The 15,415-nt window shown below is 55.3% G+C and carries 14 protein-coding genes and 1 tRNA gene; 9 read left to right on the top strand and 6 right to left on the bottom strand.

Annotated features, from left to right (window positions below; genetic code table 11):
* From CEE69_RS10590 to CEE69_RS10580, 3 genes are all read right to left on the bottom strand, one after another.
* The gene (locus CEE69_RS10590) at positions 1 to 996 is read right to left on the bottom strand and encodes an AAA family ATPase (RefSeq protein ID WP_099260747.1); all 996 of its coding nucleotides are present in this window, start codon (positions 994 to 996) and stop codon (positions 1 to 3) included.
* Between the two features lie 73 nt (positions 997 to 1,069).
* Positions 1,070 to 2,107, bottom strand: a complete 1,038-nt coding sequence (locus tag CEE69_RS10585; protein ID WP_099260625.1) for a DUF4159 domain-containing protein — start codon at positions 2,105 to 2,107, stop codon at positions 1,070 to 1,072.
* Between the two features lie 143 nt (positions 2,108 to 2,250).
* Positions 2,251 to 4,998 carry a tetratricopeptide repeat protein gene (locus CEE69_RS10580; RefSeq protein WP_233215119.1) on the bottom strand — a complete coding sequence of 916 codons (2,748 nt, stop codon included), beginning with the start codon at positions 4,996 to 4,998 and terminating at the stop codon, positions 2,251 to 2,253.
* Between the two features lie 252 nt (positions 4,999 to 5,250).
* Between CEE69_RS10580 and CEE69_RS10575 the strand changes: the two genes are divergently transcribed.
* The 5 genes from CEE69_RS10575 to CEE69_RS10555 are packed head-to-tail and all read left to right on the top strand — an operon-like array spanning position 5,251 to position 10,034.
* Positions 5,251 to 5,949 (top strand): AIM24 family protein, encoded by a 699-nt coding sequence (locus CEE69_RS10575; protein WP_099260623.1) that lies wholly within the window; start codon positions 5,251 to 5,253, stop codon positions 5,947 to 5,949.
* An 8-nt stretch (positions 5,950 to 5,957) separates the two neighbouring features.
* A complete protein-coding gene (locus tag CEE69_RS10570; RefSeq protein ID WP_233215118.1) occupies positions 5,958 to 6,716 on the top strand; it encodes an exodeoxyribonuclease III in 759 nt (252 codons plus the stop codon).
* Positions 6,713 to 7,414, top strand: a complete 702-nt coding sequence (locus tag CEE69_RS10565; protein WP_099260621.1) for a hypothetical protein — start codon at positions 6,713 to 6,715, stop codon at positions 7,412 to 7,414. Before CEE69_RS10570 ends, CEE69_RS10565 begins: the two co-directional genes overlap by 4 nt.
* Positions 7,415 to 7,452: 38 nt before the next feature.
* A complete protein-coding gene (locus CEE69_RS10560; protein WP_099260620.1) occupies positions 7,453 to 8,547 on the top strand; it encodes an AAA family ATPase in 1,095 nt (364 codons plus the stop codon).
* Positions 8,548 to 8,552: 5 nt separating this feature from the next.
* The gene (locus CEE69_RS10555; protein ID WP_099260619.1) at positions 8,553 to 10,034 is read left to right on the top strand and encodes a DUF2201 family putative metallopeptidase; all 1,482 of its coding nucleotides are present in this window, start codon (positions 8,553 to 8,555) and stop codon (positions 10,032 to 10,034) included.
* An 8-nt stretch (positions 10,035 to 10,042) separates the two neighbouring features.
* Here the strand turns inward: CEE69_RS10555 and CEE69_RS10550 are convergent, their stop codons facing one another.
* Positions 10,043 to 10,462: an RrF2 family transcriptional regulator gene (locus tag CEE69_RS10550; protein ID WP_099260746.1), complete on the bottom strand. Its 420-nt coding sequence runs from the start codon at positions 10,460 to 10,462 to the stop codon at positions 10,043 to 10,045.
* Positions 10,463 to 10,573: 111 nt separating this feature from the next.
* On the opposite strand from CEE69_RS10550, the gene CEE69_RS10545 reads away from it, so the two are divergent.
* Positions 10,574 to 11,911 (top strand): hypothetical protein, encoded by a 1,338-nt coding sequence (locus CEE69_RS10545; protein WP_099260618.1) that lies wholly within the window; start codon positions 10,574 to 10,576, stop codon positions 11,909 to 11,911.
* 46 nt (positions 11,912 to 11,957) lie between these two features.
* Here CEE69_RS10545 and CEE69_RS10540 read toward each other — a convergent pair.
* Both CEE69_RS10540 and csrA read right to left on the bottom strand, forming a co-directional pair.
* Positions 11,958 to 12,030, bottom strand: a tRNA-Glu gene (locus CEE69_RS10540).
* Between the two features lie 164 nt (positions 12,031 to 12,194).
* Positions 12,195 to 12,407, bottom strand: coding sequence for a carbon storage regulator CsrA (gene csrA / locus CEE69_RS10535; RefSeq protein ID WP_099260617.1), 213 nt, complete (start codon positions 12,405 to 12,407; stop codon positions 12,195 to 12,197).
* A 282-nt stretch (positions 12,408 to 12,689) separates the two neighbouring features.
* Here csrA and CEE69_RS10530 point away from each other — a divergent pair, with 282 nt between their 5' ends.
* From CEE69_RS10530 to CEE69_RS10520, 3 genes are all read left to right on the top strand, one after another.
* On the top strand, positions 12,690 to 13,058 hold the full coding sequence (locus CEE69_RS10530; protein WP_233215117.1) for a hypothetical protein: 369 nt from the start codon (positions 12,690 to 12,692) through the stop codon (positions 13,056 to 13,058).
* Positions 13,059 to 13,340: 282 nt separating this feature from the next.
* Positions 13,341 to 13,556, top strand: a complete 216-nt coding sequence (locus CEE69_RS10525) for a hypothetical protein (protein ID WP_099260616.1) — start codon at positions 13,341 to 13,343, stop codon at positions 13,554 to 13,556.
* Positions 13,557 to 13,660: 104 nt separating this feature from the next.
* Positions 13,661 to 15,409 (top strand): redoxin domain-containing protein, encoded by a 1,749-nt coding sequence (locus CEE69_RS10520; protein WP_099260615.1) that lies wholly within the window; start codon positions 13,661 to 13,663, stop codon positions 15,407 to 15,409.
* Positions 15,410 to 15,415 lie beyond the last annotated feature (6 nt).

The raw sequence follows: 15,415 nt of genomic DNA, 5'->3' as shown, positions 1-15,415 counted from the left end.
TCAGACTTCCGTTGGGATTTCTTGAAGAAGTCGTGTGACCAAGTTCTCAACGTTGAAACCTTCGGCTTCGGCTCGATAACTCAGCAAAACTCGGTGCCGAAGCGTTGGGTGAGCAAGAGCCTGGATGTCTTCGGTTCGGACGTGGGCGTGGCCATTGAGCAGTGCTCTCGCTTTCGCACCGAGCACCAATGTTTGAGCGGCCCGAAGTCCCGCGCCCCAGGATGCGTATTGGTTGACAAAGTCGGGCGTTCCATCTCGTCCGGGCCGTGTCGCGGCGACCAAACGCACGGCGTAGGCGGCGATTGATTCGGCGATGGGAACGCGACGGACGGCGGCGTGGAATCGAGCGACATCTTCGCCGGTGAAGATGGGCACGATCGGTTCCGGCTTGGTCGACGTGGTTTGCATGACCACGGCCAACTCGTCTTTGGGAGGCAAGTAGTCGATCAAAACATTGAACAGAAAACGATCAAGTTGGGCTTCGGGCAGCGGATAGGTTCCCTCCATCTCAATCGGGTTTTGGGTCGCCAGCACGAAGAACGGTTCATCCAGTTCAAAGCGGTGGCCGCCGGCGGTGACTTGATGCTCTTGCATTGCTTCGAGCAACGCGGCTTGCGTCTTTGGTGGTGTTCGGTTGATCTCGTCGGCCAAGATCACGTTGGCAAAAATTGGGCCTTTGACGAATTCCAGCTTTCGATGGCCATCGGCGGACTGCTCCAGAATTTCGGTTCCTGTGATGTCGGCTGGCATCAAATCGGGCGTGAACTGGATCCGCTGGAAATTCAAGTGGAAAATTTTCGCGACGCTGCTTACCAGCAAGGTTTTCGCCAGCCCTGGTGCTCCAGTGATCAAGCAGTGGCCACCCGCGAACAAGCAGATCAGAAGCTGCTCGATGACTTCTTCTTGGCCGATGATGACCTTGGAAAGTTCTTGGACGATCCGCTCTCGTCCTTCGCGAATTTGCTCCACCACTTGGGCTTCGTCTTCGTGGGTCATGGTGTCCGTTGTCATGAAGTGCAATCGGGTTGGAGGAGCTTCGAAACCGTTTGTGGCTAATACTAGGAACGACTCAGTGGGTCATCGCATAAGTCACGATGTTGATGCCCATTGGATAGGCTTTTTTGACGGAGAACTCATCGAAGTACCACTGGTCTTCGCCTTCTCGTTCCCATCCGTCGCCCAAGTCAGTGTTGTGGCAGATGAAGACCATGATGCGATCTTCATCATCGGTGATGGCGCGATAATGAGGGACGCTGGTGTCACTTCCATCTCGCGACCATTCCCACGTCCCAACGCTGCCATCGGCACCACGCCTGGCGGAGTTGATGGCGGGGACTTGGGGTTTCTCTTTAAGTGGGTAAACGATCTGAAAGATCTCGTGTTCCAGTGGAACCTCAAAAGGATCGCGATCAGGGAACACACGTTGAAGTTCGTGCCGCAGATTTTCGTACTGCGAATCGCCCCAGAAATCGTCCACCATCAAGAAGCCACCGTTGAGGCAGTACTTGCGAAGTGCTTTCACCTCCGCGTCAGAGAAAACGAGGCCACCAGGTTCGATGATGTAGATGAACGGGTAGTCGAAGAGTTCATCGTCGGTCAGTCGGATGACCACCGGGTCAGGGTTGACCTTCATGGAGGTGAGTTGCTGCAACCGAAGCGAGAAGTTCAGGTCGCTGTCGGGATAATCGGTCCAGCATCCTCCGCCACCTCGGCTGCGACCGCCGTAGGAATCGTATTCGATGCGAGCAAACGTGAAGCAGTCCTTCGGGAATCGTGAATCAACTTCCCAAGAGGGCACACCATTGCGATCAGAGGGAAGCGAACGATTGCGACGTCCCCAGTATCCTCGTTGAGCAAACGCGGCGCCGCCCATTAAAAGGATCAATGCTGCGAGTATCCAACGACGATGGCCGAATGACTTGCGAGCGAAAGTTAGAGGGGTGGATTGCTGGCAGGTTTGCGTCTTGTCACCGACCGTGAACGCCGCTGTCACCTCTCCCCCAATTTCATTGGGGAAGAGGTCGAGCACGCCCTTCAGGCGTTGCTCGGGTGAGGGGGCGTCCGCGCGACATGGGGCGTTCTGTGGCGTAGCGATTTCGACCGCCATGTGATCCGTCCCCTCACCCGGACGACGGCTGAACGCCGCGTCCGACCTCTCCTTCGACGATGGTCGGGGGAGAGGTGAATGGGAATGGAAGCTGCCCCGAGCAAGTGCTCGCAAGATGCCCATTAGGTTGAGGTTGTTAGGAGTCATAGCGTTTCCTCCTCTTCGATGGCGGGCACTCTCACAGCATCAGGCTCTTCAACGCCTGCTTGGTTCGCGGTTGCTGGATCCTCGTCCGAAACCCCGTGATGAAGCTTCCAAAGCAATCGGTGAGCATCGCGGTAGCGGGGGGCCAATTCCAATGCCATCAGTGCATGGTGTTTCGCGGGGAAGGACTCGTTTTGTTCGTCGTAGGCATTGGCCAGACGGAAGTGCAACGCCGCAGGATCCACCGGATCCAATGCAAGCAGCGCCGACAAAGCTTCCACCGCCAAATCGTGGCGATCGAGTTTTTCGGCGGCGGTTGCGGATGCGAGATGGAATTCGGGCAGCAAGGGTTGGATCGCGAGCGCCTGCTGCGACGCGTCCAAGACGTTTTCCCATTGCTCTTCAGATTGGCCAATATTGATCCAACGCCGCAAAGCCGGCAAAGCATCGCTGGATTGTGCCAGATTGTCTTGGATTGCTCGGATTTCCTGACGACCATGGCCTAATTCACGGTGTGCCCGGGCCAACCATTCCAGCGGACCGCCGCGTTCGCCCGTTAGCACTCCCAGTTGCTGCATTCGAGAGAGTGGAATCAAGGCTTGTTCCCACTGCCCTCCTTCGATGGCACTCTTGGCCAGTTCACGCAGGCCCCAGTAGTTCGTCGGCTTGGCACGCGTCCAACCTTTCCAAGTCGCCAAGTCACCGTTCTCGGGCAAGGTGTCTCGTGACCAGTCGGCGAGAGCTCCAAACTGGTTGGCTCGTTCTTTGGCGTAGGCATCAAACTGTGAGTCCAGCCGTTGCAATGATCCGGTGTGCCGAGTCAGAGCATCGTTGATGGGAATCCCAGCGGCCAAGTCATCGAGCACAGCAAGCAGAGCGTCATGACCATGTTGTTCGATCAGAAACTCGATCACCAAAGACGATTCGTAGTAAGCAAACTGCAACGCGATCGCGGATGGCGGCGAAAGGAACGCCGCGCTCAAGTCGCTGACCGGAGTCAGATCGTCCGAGAGCAGCATCGAGCGATATTGAGGCGTCATCTTTTCGCCCCAAGACGGATTGCGTTGGCGTTCTTCGTAAACCGAGATGCCTTCACTTAGCCAACGTGGCATCCGGTTGTTGGTTTTTTCCAGCGTGACGACGTGACAGAACTCGTGCCACAAAACACTTTTCCAATTGGACGGGCGTTCGCCTTGCGATGCGGGGCTGTTGGCGGTGATCACCCGTCCGAAGCAAACTCCCAAGTACCCTGCCCCGCCCGGCAGACCAAACGTGCGAATGGCAAAGTCGTTTTGGTGCGGGAAGATCTCCACCAGGATTGGCTTGTCCGGCATGACGTCATACTTCTCGCACAAGACTCGCTTGGCATCACTGAGCAACTCCAGCACCGCGTCGCCGTACAGTTTGGCTTCTTTGGCATCCATTCGGACTTGGATGCCGTCTTGTTTCAGCACAGTGAACTTTGACGTTCGGTCGCGAAGCGTCATCAGGTTGTAAGCGACGACGTTGTACGGATCCGCCTTGGCGACTTCGTCCGCGATTTCCCATCCGATCTCTTCTTCGCCTAAACGCAGCATGTCTTGCGCGAGTTGAAAACTGGCCGCGATGTGCAGCGGATCGGCGCTGAGGGCCAAGTTCTGATACTCCGCCCCTTCGGCAAAGCGGTATTTCTCCGAGAGCTTCTTGCCGATCAAATGATCGACGTTGGGATTCTGTTCCCACGTTGAAAGAGCGGCGGCACGCATCAGTTTTTCGACTTCGTATTCGCCGTCCAAATGGGCGATGACGGCAAGCAACGACCACGCGGATGGTTCGTGCAAATTGATTTGCAACATCTGATTCACGATGTCTTTGGCTTCGTCGTAGCGTTCGCGATCAATCGCTCGTTCCGCCAACCACTGAAGCGAAGGCAAGTGGTGCGGGTTGATTCTCAGAGCGATTGCGATTTGTTCAGCGGCCGCCTGCCCATCGCTGGATTCCAATGCTTTGGCCAGCAACTGATGAAGTTCGGGAGTTTCTTCTTCGAGTCTTAATGCTTGTTGAAGCGTGTCCGCTGCGACCTGGAAATCACCTTTTCGAATCGCCAATTCAGCCGTGGCTAAATAGGCGTCGAGGTAGTCCGGGTCACGTTCTTTGACACGGTCGTAGAACTGTTCCAATACCTCTCGAGCGTCTTCGCCACGCCCGGTCAGGAATCGACCCGCCGCGATCAAATTGTCTCGCGTGATGTATCCCGCGAACGCACGCTGCATTTGCGAGAACAGGTCCGCTTCTGCCTGACCCACTTCGTCTTGCAATCCGTTGAAACGCAGCACGTCCAGCCCCATGTATCGCAGAGCAATGCTGGTCGGGTATCGCTTCAACGCTTCCTGGTAGGTCTGCAAAGCGGCGGCGTGTTGACCCTGCGTCATTTGGCACTGAATTAACAGTCGCGGCCAACGTTCGCTCCAAACACCCCGGTCGACTTCGAACGCGGCTGTCTCCGCGGCAACGGCGTACTCCCCGTTTCGAAACTGCTGCACTGCGTCGTCGTAGCTTGCCGCGGAAGCGATTGCGGGTGAGCCAAGTGTTGCAATCAGAACGCAAGCGACGGCCAAGCAGAGCGTCGTCACGGTGACACATTGTTTTCGGTGGCAATCGCGATGCGGCGGTTGAGAACGATCGCCCAGAGCGACAGCTTCGTGAAGCTGGTCGTCGAGTCGGATGTCAACAAGGAAGCGAAATGCATTCACTAGGACAGGTCTCATGTTGGTGCGCGGGTGGGAACGCAGGTGGGCGGGACCTCGTTTAGAAATCCTCGCAAAATGATTCTACGCTCTCTGCAACCCGCTCGCACGAATGAAAGCCGCTTGCTGCCCATCCACTTCCGGAGGAATCGCTACACTGCCGATGGTGTGGTGCCGCCCTCGTGCGTTCAATGGCGTTTTGGGCGTGCTGCCCGACGTTGTCTACTTTTGTATCAGTCTTCTTTTGAATCACGTTGCTTGAAGGATCTCACGATGAGTGAAAGACGCTATTCCCTCGACCGCTTCTTGGAGAAAACCCGGGACAAAGATCTCGATCAGGGGCTGTTCGAACTGGAATCGGACCGCATGCTCGACATCAACCTGAATGGTGAAGTGTGGACCAAGATGGGTTCGATGATCGCCTACACCGGCAATGTGAAGTTCGAACGCGAAGGAATTCTGTCCCAAGGTTTGGGCAATTTGCTGAAGAAGGCGGTCTCCGGCGAAGGCACCGCGCTCACGAAAGTCACCGGGAAAGGGTCCGTCTTTTGCGCTGACAGTGGCAAGAAAATCACGATTCTTGAACTGCAAAACGAAGCGATCTGCGTCAACGGAAACGACCTCCTCGCGTTCGAAATGTCATTGAACTACAACATCAAAATGATGAAGAAGATGACCGCGATGTTGGCCGGTGGGTTGTTCAATATCCGCCTGGAAGGAACGGGCATGGTGGCGATCACCAGTCACTACGATCCGATCACGTTGCCGGTCACGCCTCATCAGCCCGTCGTCACGGACCCGAACGCAACGGTGCTGTGGTCCGGGCAACTGGAACCTCAACTGAAGACCGACGTGCAATTCAAAACAATGCTCGGTCGTGGTTCCGGTGAATCGTTGCAGTTCCTTTTCCAAGGACATGGCTTTGTGGTGGTCCAGCCCTACGAAGAAGTCGTGTTCCAAAACCAAGGTTGATCGAAACGTTGAAACTGATTTCATGGAACGTCAATGGCATCCGCGCCTCGATGAACAAGGGCTTTCGCGAATTTGTCGAAAGCGAACAGCCCGATGTGCTGTGCCTGCAAGAGACCAAGGCGGAACCCGAGCAGGTTGATTTGTCATGGGCGGATGATCTTGGGTACCACCAAGTTTGGAACACCGCGACAAAGCGAGGCTACTCTGGCGTTTCCACTTGGAGCCGCGTGAAACCGTCGAAAGTCACCAAGGGGTTGAACCTGGAGGAACACGACAACGAAGGTCGCGTGCTGACGACGACGTTTGACGACTTTCACTTGGTCAATGTTTACACTCCGAACTCCCAGCGTGGTCTGGCTCGTTTGGAGTACCGGATGCAGTGGGACGAGGCTTTCTTGGACTACGTCAGAAAGCTGAATCGGCGCAAACCAGTTTTGTTCTGCGGCGATGTGAACTGTGCCCACCAGGAAATCGATTTGGCGAATCCGAAAGCCAATCGCAAGAATGCGGGTTTCAGTGACCAAGAGCGCGCCGGGTTGGATGCCGTCACTGAGGCGGGCTTCGTTGATTCGTTCCGACAATTTCACGATGGCCCGGGACACTATTCTTGGTGGACCTATCGCAGTGACGCTCGAGCCCGGAACATCGGGTGGCGTTTGGATTACTTTTGGGTCGCCAAGAAGTTCTGGGATCGTGTTGCCGATGCACAGATCCGATGCGAGATCCATGGTTCGGACCACTGCCCTGTTGAGTTGACGTTGAAGTGAAGTTGCCACTGCCCTCAGTGCGAAAGCTCTTTCGAGAACACTTTTCAGGCGATTCGCCGATTGAGGTCGATCCGGGGCAGCGAGCGGCGCTGATCAAAAAGTGGCGGGCGAAACTTGAAAAGATCGAGGGCGTGCGTCTGACCAATCACCCCGCCGATCGTGATTCGCGGTCACCGACTTGGGTGCGATTCACGATTCCTGATCCAAACGCATCGAAGACTTACTATCGGTCCGATGAGCTACGGTTGGAACGCAGCGAGCAAGGCGAATTGATCTGTGCGTTCGGGAAATTTGATCGCGAGATTGTCGGGGTGATCAGCGATTTTGATGAGCTGGAAAGCTTGGTGGCCGAGGTTTTGCGGCGATATATCAAGCGTCACGCCGGGGAAGCCAAGCGTGCAAAAGTCCGAACGATGAAGTCCAAAGCGATCGTCGCTCGGGTCAAGGCACTGGCCAAGGAAGAACAATTTGACTTCGCGACCAGCATGGACACGCAGAAGCTGCGTCTGTTTGTGAAGCTGTCGAGCCAACACATGATCGAGATCCATATCCCGTTCACGCGATTCGAAAAGGTCTTGCCTCAGTTGCAGGAAACCATTCGAACTCTGCGATCGCTGTACGAGGATGGGTTGCGATTCAAAATGATTGGCTTCATGCAGGCTGATTGGCGAACCGAATGGATTCGGTACGAAGAGTGATTTTCGATTTTGATTCCCATATTGATTGAGACGTTCCCTTGGCTGTTCGAGTTGATGTTCACGAGTTAATCCAGTTGCTCGAAATCACTCCGCCCGACCAAAATATCATGTTGGTCGGTAAGCACGGGATCGGAAAATCGCAGATTATCGCGGAGCACTTTTCGACTCGCGGGATGAAAGTCGTTCCGTTTTTCCTCGGGCAAATGAGCGACCCTGGTGATTTGATTGGTTTGTTGCACAAGGATGAGGCCTCGGGGCGAAGCGAGTTCTTGCCTCCGTTTTGGTGGCCGGTCGATGGCGAGCCCATCGTGCTTTTTCTGGACGAGCTCAATCGTGCTCGGCCTGAAATTTTGCAATCGGTGATGGAGTTGGGGCTGAACAAGACGTTGGCGGGCAAGCGGTTGCCGGCGGGCAGCGTGATTATCTCTGCGGTCAACGAAGGCGACGAGTATCAGCTGACCGATTTGGATCCTGCACTCGTTTCGCGATTCAATCTGTACCAGTTCGCACCGACGGTCGACGATTGGTTGCTATGGGCGGACCAGCACCATGTGGACGATCGCGTCACCGGGTTTGTGCAACAGCATCCTCAGTATTTGGATGGCGAAGGAATATCGCCGGCAGCCGAAGACGTCGATTCGATGTCGGGGTTGGTCAAAACGCCCGATCGTCGCGGTTGGGCTCGTGTGTCCGACATCCTTCATGGCGTTGAAACGATCGAGCCGGTGCACATCAAATTGATTGCGGGTGTTGTTGGATCATCCGCTGCGATGGCGTTCCGAAGAAGTCTCGCGTCGCGGTTGCCGGTGACGCCCGATCAAGTCTTGTTGCAGTTCACCAAGCATCGCAAAGTCATCGAGAAGATGGCGTTGGGAGAGCTGTTGATGTTGAACGAACAATTGCTCGTTCACCTGGTGGGCAACCCATACGAGGACGCGGATCGAACGAAAGCTCTGAAGGGAATGCTGAGCTATTTGAAGCTGCTTCGCAAACGAAAGCTTGATGAGGCGGTTGCTCATTTGGTGTCGATGACGGATCAGCCGAAGTATGAGCCGGCGATGGAGTTCTTTGCTGAGTCGATGGAGCTGACGACGTTGTTGACCGAATACGTCGAGGGAATCCGAATCCAGTGAGTGACATGGCTTCGGCGAGCGACACATCCGTTTCCGGTGGACCGGATTCGAAGCGAGATGCCAAGGCACGCGAGCGAATCACCCGCGTCGTTGAAAGTTGGTACCTCGTGGATCCATTGTTGTTCGCCGCGTGGACGCTGCACGAGGTCGCTCCCAAACCGGAGATTGCAACGCTCCGAGTCGCTCATGGTCGAGTCGAGTTCAATCCCGAGTTCATCGCTTCGCTCAAACGAGAAGAGTTGGCAGAGGTGCTGCGGTTTGAAGCGATGCGAATCCTGTTGGGGCACCCCTACGCCCGTCGTCAACCGAAGACGGAGTTGTCTTACTCGGCCAGCAACTTGACCGTCCAGGAATGCTTGCGAAGCAGATTGCCCATGCCGCGACCGCGTGAGGTTCTGGGCAGCGAATCGCACGATCATCAGTACTTTGAATACTACTATCGGCAGCTGGCGGAGCGGGAAGGCGACCAAGCCGACGATTCCGAGGAGGCGAACCCCGAACCAGATGACCCGGAGGAATCGCTTCCCGGAGATGGATTGGGAAATGATTCGTCCGATGCGAATTCAGACGATGGGAATGACCTAGACACTTCGGAAGACGCTCAGTCTTCTCGCTATGATTCTGAATCGAATGGGATGTCGTCTGAACAGGATGAAGACGAAGAGGGCCTCTCTCGTGAGGATTCCGAAGAGCCTTCGATGGATACAACTTCGGCGGACCAAAACGGTGACTCACCAGTCGCGAGTGATCTGGAGTCCTATGTTGATCCGAGCCAAACGGGCGGCCAGAACGCGGATCAGTGGGACGCCGACGATCTGCTGCACGAGGAGATCAAATCCGCGGTCGCCGATGCGGCCGAGAATGGTGGGTGGGGAACGTTGCCCGGGCATGCGCAAGAACGATTGCTGGCGACGCTTCGTCCTCCGTTGGATTACCGAGCGGTCTTGCGTCAGTTCCGACAGAGCGTCTTGTCGGTCGACCGGCGGTTGACCCGTATGCGACCGAGTCGGCGCTATGGCTTTGCTCAAATGGGAAGCCGGTACGACTTCACGACTCGGCTGCTTTTCGCGGTGGATGTTTCGGGATCCATGAGCCATCGTGATTTGCAGAACGGGTTTTCGATCGTCAATCGGTTCTTCCAATATGGCATCCGCTCGATCGACGTCATTTGGTTTGATACCGAAGTTCGTTGCGAACCGCTGACGTTTCGATCGGCTCGGCGCGATGTCGGTGTTACCGGCCGAGGAGGCACCGACCTCGGATGTGTGACCCGGTTCATCGACGAACAGCGTGACTATGACGGAGTCGTCGTTTTCACGGATGGTGATTCGCCTCAGCCAAAGCGTCCCAAGAATCGGCACACGCAAATTCTTTGGTTGTTCAAAACGCAGGCGGCCTTCCGGAAATCAGCTTCGGATTTGAAGCTGATTGGCAACGTGGCTTTTCTGAAGCCGTCACGGGTCGGTGCTTCGAGTCACGTGGTCTAGCTTCGGGTTCAGCTTTCGCAAAGAGGCAGGATCGGGTTGGCTGAATTCACAAGGTCGTCGATCGTGACCCCGCGAAAGGCTTCTTCCGTCGCGGCGTAGGCTCGATCAAGCTCGGCATGCAGCGGACAAAGTTCGGTGTGGGACTTCAATCCGAGTGGGCAGTTCCGAATGCGTTCGACCGGAGCGACGGTGTTGACGACATCCAAGATCGTGAGCGTGTCCGTTGGGACGCACAGCTCGTATCCGCCTCCGGGACCGGGACGAGAGCGGACCAGCCCGGCGGCACCGAGGTCTTGAAGCACTCTCGTGAGGTACCGCCGCGGGACCTTGGTTTGTTCGGCCAAGTGGTCTGCCGAGGCAGGTTTTCCGACCTGGCTGCCCATGCAGGCGATGGCGCGGAGAGCGTATTCGGCGGTTTTGGAAAGCATGGCTGTTTGGTGTGAACTTGAAATCTGCATGTTGAAATGCAGATATTGATTCTGTACAGTGAGGTGTACGAATGAGAGTTTAAGCTGGAACCCACGTACGAGCAATCTTTTATGGTCTCGCCGCATTCAAATGGTGCTGCTCCGTCCCGCCTCAGCCATCGCGTTGCCGTCAGAAATGAACGATTCATCTACGGTGGATTGCTGTGTTGGATCGCGTTGTTGGCGACTCCGGCATGGGCCCAACCTGATTTTGAGCGGCCGCCGATTGATTACCTCAACGCGGAGGTGAACGACCCGGTTGCCAGGTTAGCAAAGCGTATTGCGGAGGGCGAAGTGGCGCTGAGCAGCGACCCGAAGTTTGGGTACTTGCCGTCGGTTCTCGAAGCATTGGACGTGCCCTTGAGTTCGCAAACGTTGGTGTTTTCGAAGACCAGTCTGCAGTTGCATCGGATTTCGCCGCGGCGACCGCGGGCGTTGTACTTCAACGACGACGTCTATGTCGGCTATTGCCAGCACGGCGATGTCTTGGAATTCGCATCCACGGATGCCAAGCAAGGTGCGATCTTTTACACGCTGTCCCAGTCGGACGAGAAGGAGCCCGAGTTCGTGCGTGACCGCGGCGGGTGCCTGTCGTGTCATGCTTCGTCGCGCACTCAGAACGTGCCGGGATTTCTGATCCGCAGTGTTTTCGCGGATGCCGCTGGTCGTCCCAAACTTGGCAGTGGGACTTTCACCACCGATCACACCAGTCCGTTTGATGAACGATGGGGCGGTTGGTACGTCACCGGATCCCACGGCTCGATGCGTCACATGGGAAACGTGATTTGCACCGACGAAGCCCACGAGCTCGATCGAGAAAGCGGTGCGAACCAAGGCGAGCTGGGATCTTATTTTCGAACGGAATCGTATCTGACGCCGCACAGCGACATTGTGGCGTTGATGGTGTTGGAGCATCAGACGCAGATGCACAACGCGATCACAGCTGCCAACTTTGAAACGCGGCAGGCGCTCCACCAGTCCTATCAGATGAACGAACTGCTCGAGCGAGAACCTGAATTCATCAGCGAGAGCGCCACGCGGCGTATTGAGTCGTCGGCGGATCGGGTGCTGAAGTACCTGTTGATGTGCGACGAGTTCGAGCTGACCGATTCGGTCGCGGGAACCTCGACGTTTGCCCGAGAATTCGCGGCAATCGGACCGACTGATTTGAAGCAGCGTTCACTGCGAGAGTTTGATTTGGAAACGCGACTGTTTCGGTATCCCTGCAGCTATCTGATCTACTCCGATTCGTTCGCTGCGTTGCCAGACGAAGTGCGAACGCGAGTTCTGGAGAAGCTGAAGCGGATCCTCGATGGCGAAGACCAGTCCGAGACTTACCAGCATCTGACCAGCAAGATGCGGCGAGAAATTCTCGAGATCTTGAAAGCGACACATTCTGATTTTCAGTGAGTCCAAAAAATAAGCCGACTGTCTTGGAAGACAGCCGGCTTATCAGTGACCCCTACGGGACTCGAACCCGTGTTACCGCCGTGAAAGGGCGATGTCCTAGACCGCTAGACGAAGGGGCCGGTTGGTTTGCCAACAAAAGCTGGCGTGCCAACGAGGCGAGTATCAAACCAAGATCGCAAGAAGGCGTCAAGGGATACGAGCGTTGGATTTTCAATGCGACAACAAAAAACTTGTCAGGAGGCAGAATGTGCCTTCACGAACGTTCAATGCGTGGCGAATTGACCTACGAAACGTCGTTGGAATCCGCTGGTGCGTTTGCATCAGCCGCTTCGTTGTTGCGTTGGATCGCGTCGTAGACTTCACGACGATGGACTGGCACTTCGCGAGGAGCTTCCACGCCCAGGCGGACTTTGTCTCCACGGATTTCCACCACAACGATTTTGATATCGTTGTTGATGACAATGCTTTCGTTTTTCTTTCGCGAGAGTACCAACATGGCTCATTCCTTTTTGCGGCCGCCCGCCTCCTAGTAACAACTGCCTAGTCAACGACGAATAGTGGACAGGTTGTGGGAGGTAGTACGGACAGAGATCCTTGGTCCAACAACTCTAGGACAAAAAACGGTTCGGTCAAGGAAATCCGGGTTGACAAACGGTGAAAAATCTTGCATCCGTCGCTTGGTAGAGGGGGTTAGCTTGCGAAACAGGCCGTTTTGCTGGCAAATACGAAGTGTCGCGTTTTCGATCCATTTCCCACTCAATTTGCGATTTTGTGTCCCATGGCTGCTGCTTTTTCGTTTCAGACGTATGTGTACGGACCTAATCGGGGGGCTTTTGACGTCTCGATGGAGACGGTCGCGAGCCGATTTGAGTCACTGGAAGGACTGTTCTTTGAATGGGATGGTTCGTTCACCTGGGCCAATCAGTCGCAAGGCTGGCAAATCGATGGCACCGTCTACGACAACGGTCAGGCCATTCAATACGTTGACCTCCATGGCCGCGGTTCATCCGAAGAGGGGCGCGAGTTCTTGCTGGATCGCCTGCGGGCCTTGTTTTCAGTATTCAGCGATCCCGCATCAATCTCGTTGCTGCGTATCCCGGATCGGACGTGGCAAGATTTACAAGCTTTTGAAAAAGACGTCTGTTGAACCAGCGTTGCTGGTCAATGAGTTGCCATCGATCAAGGATCTCTCACTTTCGATCAGCCATCGAATTACCGCTGTTTTGCTGGAAAATAAGGAGTAACTTGAGTGCAAACAACGATTCGATTGATTCAGTTGGAACGAATTTTCTGATTTTCGGAGTTTTGGCACCGTGGTTGCATTACCACCGATTCAGACGCCAATGCCTCGGATGGAGGCATCACAATCGGTGCCGGCGTCAACGTGGTACCGAGCCTAATGAAAAGCCCCGTTTCAGGAAGAATCGCAATGTTGACCGAAACCATGCCATCGCTCGAAAACGTCTCAATGATCTCAGCAGCTTCGCAAAATGAGACTGCACCATCCGACTCTGAGATCACTCGCCGAGTCATGAAGATCCGCAGCAGTTGGAGCGTGGCTGAGCGTTTGCGTCGTCGTCGTGAAGCAGACGACCGATTCGCTGATCTGCTCGACGCCCTGTCTTGCGATCACACCGCAGCCTGATCGTGGTTCCGGCTTTCCGGCTCGTTCAGAATTGAATGAACGGTATTCGAACTGGCCCGTTGGCCGGTAGAATATTGGTTTTCATTCTTCAAGGATGTCGCCGGATGACTCGTGCTCCCCATGCTGCTGTGATCGACCACCTTCCAAAAGCGATTTTGGTGTGTGTGGTCGCGACCTTTTTAACCCATGTCGTCGGAGGCTGTACCCGTCAGCCTTCCACTGAATTGACTGATGACTCTGCCATTGCCCCTGAGGATGCCCCCTCGGAAAGTATCGATGGCAACTCCGATGAACCCGACGCCTCATCTACGGACGAGATGATTTTCGTCCGTGATAGCGAAGGTGAGAGCGTTTCGCCTGGCTCCGCTCCGGCCAACGGCGAAAGTCGCATGGCCACCGTTCAAACAGAGAACGATGTGTCTGAAATTGACGTTCCGCAGAGCGTCACCTCGCGAACCAACGGGCAGGGAAAACAGCTGGCTCGCGATCTGGGACCGCAGCAACTCCGCACATTCCTTTCGGAAGCCGACATCGAGATGGGCATGATTGCGAGTGGTCAGTCCGGAATCGAAGACCGCACCACTGCGTTCAGCGAGCTGAAACGAATCGCGTCGCTGAAGCGTGAGGCCTCACGTCGACTTATTGAGCACGCGGATGCTTCGGAGAAAGACCAAGCGATTGGCCGTCGCGGTGAACTGCAATCGCTCTCACACTTGGCCTCGTTGGGCGATTTGCAAGCAGCAGAGAGTCTGCAAGCTTTGGCAGAACAACTGCAGAGCGATTCCGATCCCGAAGTCCGCTCGGACAGCCAGCTGGTTTTGATTGGTTTTGCAATCGAAGACTTGCGAAACGGCAAGTCGGACGCGGCGACTCGAGTGGTATCGCAGATCGACAATCTCTTGCAATCGAGTTCGGCTCCGGATGCCGCGACGTTGATGGTGATGGGACAAGCGAAGGACGCTCTGTTGCAATTCGAACACGTCGAAGAAGCGTCTCGTGTCCGCTCGATGATTCTGCAGGAGTTCGTTGAACCAGCAGAAGCGAATTCTGACGAGCCAGACGCAATGGCAGGTCTGACTGAGATGGCTCGTCAAATCGCTGGGCCAAATCCGCAAGTGAGCGAGGCGACCGCTCGTATTCAACAGTTGATGGAAACGTTCATCACCGAAGCAAACGAGAACACGGCCGTTGCGGATTCCGCGGTGTCATCGGCAGATTGGAAAGATGCGGTGACGGCATTGGCGAATGAGCAACCTGATCTTTTGACGACTCAGTTCTTGGCGGGTGCAAGTTTGGAGGCCGAAACGGTCGGACGCGGTGATTTGGCGGAGGCGACTTACCAAGTATTGGATGACAAGTTTGCGGCGCTGCAAGACAACCGTGGAAGCGAGGCTCGGACGGCACTCCAGGCTCGCGACAATCGTGAAAAGATCATCGGCAAGACATTCGATCCTGATCTGCTGAGCACGGAAGGAAATGAACTCTCGATGGAGGATTACCGTGGCAAAGTTGTCCTGATGCCATTTTGGTCTGCCGCTTTCCCTAAGTCGCTGATGGTGGTCGACAACCTTCGAGAGATCGTTCGTCAGTATCCAGAGGACGTCGCGATTGTTGGCATGAATTTGGATGTTCAGTCGACAGACGTTCCCGCATTCGAGTCTCGCAACAAACTTTCGTTCCCAAGTTTTCGAAGCGTTACTGACCCGGAAGCGTCCGTTGCAAACTCCGTTGCCTATCGATTTGGCGTGGTTTCGCTTTTGTTTGTGGCTGTGATCGACCAAGAAGGCAAAGTGAGGGCCGTCGAGTTTTCTGGACGAGATTTGACGCCGGTTGTCGAAAACCTTTTGCGTTGAATTAGA

Origin of the sequence: Rhodopirellula bahusiensis, from assembly GCF_002727185.1 — a bacterium.
GTDB lineage: Bacteria > Planctomycetota > Planctomycetia > Pirellulales > Pirellulaceae > Rhodopirellula > Rhodopirellula bahusiensis.
This window is presented reverse-complemented; position numbering and strand designations above follow the sequence as displayed.